This window comes from Arthrobacter sp. AK01 (assembly GCF_021109375.1).
In the GTDB taxonomy this organism is placed as follows: domain Bacteria; phylum Actinomycetota; class Actinomycetes; order Actinomycetales; family Micrococcaceae; genus Arthrobacter.
The window spans coordinates 1-2809 of record NZ_JAJOHP010000134.1; the positions used below are offsets into that span (position 1 = coordinate 1).

Consider the following 2809-nt stretch of genomic DNA (forward strand, 5'->3'; position numbering starts at 1 on the left):
TGGGGGAAACGCCCGGTCCCATTCCGAACCCGGAAGCTAAGACCCACAGCGCCGATGGTACTGCACCCGGGAGGGTGTGGGAGAGTAGGACACCGCCGGACAACCATTAAGGTCGAGACCCCCCAACCCATCACCGGGTCGGGGGGTCTCCCACTTTAACCACCAACACACCCCGTTGGCAGCGATAGTGCTTCCATGCGGGTGTCTGTCTATCCGACGTTGGCATTTCGTCGCCAGCAAAGGGCCTTCACTAAGTGGAGGCCCTTTTGTCGTTAACCGCGAATTGTGGTCAACCGCGAACGGCGCCTGGCGCCCTGTCCAGCGGAACCCGTGGCTGCCCAAGTATCCCTCCGCGGCATTACCATTTCGCTCTTCGCCGGAACCTTCGTCTGGCGCGTACCAGCGGGTTGGCCCGCCTTGGGGTCCCGGGAAGGCACACTCACGGTTTCCGCCGGAGGTTCCGGAGGGGATGGTGCCAACAGGGCCGGTATAGCTATCTATCAGCCCGGCATTGGCGGGGCTTTGGAGCGGTAGGCGTGTCCCGTAGGCGTGCGTAGTTCCACGGTGTGGATGTCCCCGTTGATGGTGCTTGCGCTCCAGCCGGTGTTTTCTTTGGTGTGGTTGCAGGCCTCGCAAAGTCCGGCCCCGTTGGCCAGGGTGGTGGTGCCTCCGGCGTGCCAGGGCACGATGTGGTCGATGTGCCTGATGGGCGCGTCGCAGTAGGGTGTGCGGCAGGTGTCATCGCGGGTTTCGATGAAGCGTCTGAGCCGCGGTGGAAAGAGTCTGGCTTTGGAATCCATGGTCAGGAGATCTCCTGTGGCCGGTGCAGTGTAGAGCCGGCGGACCCAGACGTGGAGCTCGGGATCCCGCGGAGGACCGGAGTCGCTGCCAGCCGAGGGATCCTGGACGACTGGAATCTCCCTGCCTGCACCGCCTGCACCGACCAGTTTCCGGGCCCACCCTGCTGGGACGATTCCGTAGCCCTTCACGCGTGCCGGTCCGCTGTCGCCCTGGAAGAGGGTTCGGTCGGTCATGACGAGGTCCAGGTTGATCCCTGAGATCCCTCCCGGCGTACCGGTGATGCGCTCGACGAGGGTGTCGGCCATGACCTGGCCCCGGTTCCGGGGATCACCGGCCGAACGGGCAGAATCAGCATGCCGGGTCAGTGCCGCATAGACAGCCACTCCCTGAGCGACCGGCAGCAGCGCGGTCAGGTACGTCATGGTGTCCGGAGCCGGACGCAGGCTCACGGTCCGTTCGGTGGCGGCGTGGCTGGCACGCTTCACCACCGACCGCGGATCGCGCCGGTACGCGGCCGCTTTCGCTGCGGCAATGATCGCTTGATCTCCGGCGCCGTCGAAGGTTCCGGTATCCGCTGCGAGTTCCTCGTCCACGGCACACCGGTCCTCCACGGACAAGCACGCCGTTTCCCTGACCAGCAGCGCGACACGCCACTCATTCAACTGGCCCGTGTTCAGCGCGGCCAAGGTTCGTGGCATCTCCATGACCAGGGCTTTGGCCATCCCCAACAGCCGGGACCCACGGTTCGGGGACTCCCGCCGAGCCAACGCCACCTGAGCCCCAACACCCTTACCCCGCTCGGACACGGGCACACCAGCCTCGGCCTGCTCCTGCCGCTGTGCCAGATCCAACGCCACCGCGATCCTCGCCTGCAAAGCAACGATCGCCGACTTTAGGTCTTCCAGATCACGTAACTGGTCAATCAGCCCGTTGCTGTCCCAGGCGGGCTGGAGGGAGGTCACGGCGGTTTTGAGATCCTTCACCAAGCCACCGCGGGGCTGTGGGCGGCGACCGGATGCGACACGTGTAGCAGCGGTGGGCGCGGCTGTGACCGCACTGTTCCCGCGCCTTTCCCGAATCCGCTCCATGAACCTACTCTTCCCCTCAGGCTGCGGAGCCCATAAGGCCCCAACCTCCGTATGTGGAAACCAGGCTCTATGTGGAAATCAGGCAAGCTTCGGCAAGCGGTCGCCTTCTGCCAGGTTCGCCCTTTGGCATGAGGAGGTCACCCGCTCTACGTGCCGCGAGGGCACTCGGGAATGAAGCGCTTGGCGGAACTAGGAGCTTGGCGACTTTGCAGCTTTGGCGGCCGCCTTGGCCGCCTGCTTGCTGGCGCGTACCTTGACCAGGGAATCCGCGTCCACAATATCGGCGACGGATAGGTAGGAGCCCTCCTCGCCGTAATGCCCGGCGGCTTCCCGCCATCCCTGCGCTTGCAGGTTGCACTGTTTCCCCAAGAGGGCCAGGAAGATCTTGGCTTTCTGTTCGCCGAAGCCAGGCAGGGACTTGAGCCGACGCAGCACCTCTGGGCCGTCGGGGGTTCCATTGGTCCAGATGGCAGCAGCGTCTCCATCCCAATCATTGTGGACCGTCTCCGCGAGGGCTTGGACTCTACCGGCCATGGAACCCGGGAATCGGTGGACCGCCGGCCGCTCCTTGAAGACTTCCACGAAGCTGGCGGGATCTTGTTCTGCGATCATGCCCGGATCCAGGGAACCAAGACGGGTGCGGATCTTCTCCGGACCGGCAAAGGCCGACTCCATGGTGACTTGTTGGTCGAGCAGCATGCCCGTCAACAACGCAAAGGCGTCGTCGCTGAGCAGCTGGTCCGCGGCGGCATCTCCTGTGATGTGCAGTTCCATGAGTCCAATCCTCCCACCCTGCCGCTCCCTCGTCATTCGGTAACGCCCCCGGCCACTTCATTCAGTACCTGCTGTGCTGGCTTCACGATCACGTACGACGGCGTGCTGTCGCTTGGTTTTGGGGTGGGGTGTGGGTGGTGTGGGGT

General features: G+C 64.3%; 2 protein-coding genes and 1 rRNA gene. 1 reads left to right on the forward strand and 2 read right to left on the reverse strand.

Features of this window, described 5'->3' with window-relative positions; all coding sequences use genetic code 11:
- A 5S ribosomal RNA gene (gene rrf, locus LN996_RS23355) occupies nt 1–101 on the forward strand; the annotation flags it as partial.
- Nucleotides 102–500: 399 nt separating this feature from the next.
- Here rrf and LN996_RS23360 read toward each other — a convergent pair.
- Both LN996_RS23360 and LN996_RS23365 read right to left on the reverse strand, forming a co-directional pair.
- Nucleotides 501–1889 carry an HNH endonuclease gene (locus LN996_RS23360; RefSeq protein WP_374202245.1) on the reverse strand — a complete coding sequence of 463 codons (1389 nt, stop codon included), beginning with the start codon at nt 1887–1889 and terminating at the stop codon, nt 501–503.
- 189 nt (nt 1890–2078) lie between these two features.
- Nucleotides 2079–2663 carry an HhH-GPD-type base excision DNA repair protein gene (locus tag LN996_RS23365; protein WP_231343478.1) on the reverse strand — a complete coding sequence of 195 codons (585 nt, stop codon included), beginning with the start codon at nt 2661–2663 and terminating at the stop codon, nt 2079–2081.
- Nucleotides 2664–2809: the final 146 nt, after the last annotated feature.

Coding starts and splice junctions, on each gene's coding strand:
- LN996_RS23360 (WP_374202245.1), bottom strand. CDS start 1,889: ATGGAGCGGATTCGGGAAAGGCGCGGGAACAGTGCGGTCACAGCCGCG.
- LN996_RS23365 (WP_231343478.1), bottom strand. CDS start 2,663: ATGGAACTGCACATCACAGGAGATGCCGCCGCGGACCAGCTGCTCAGC.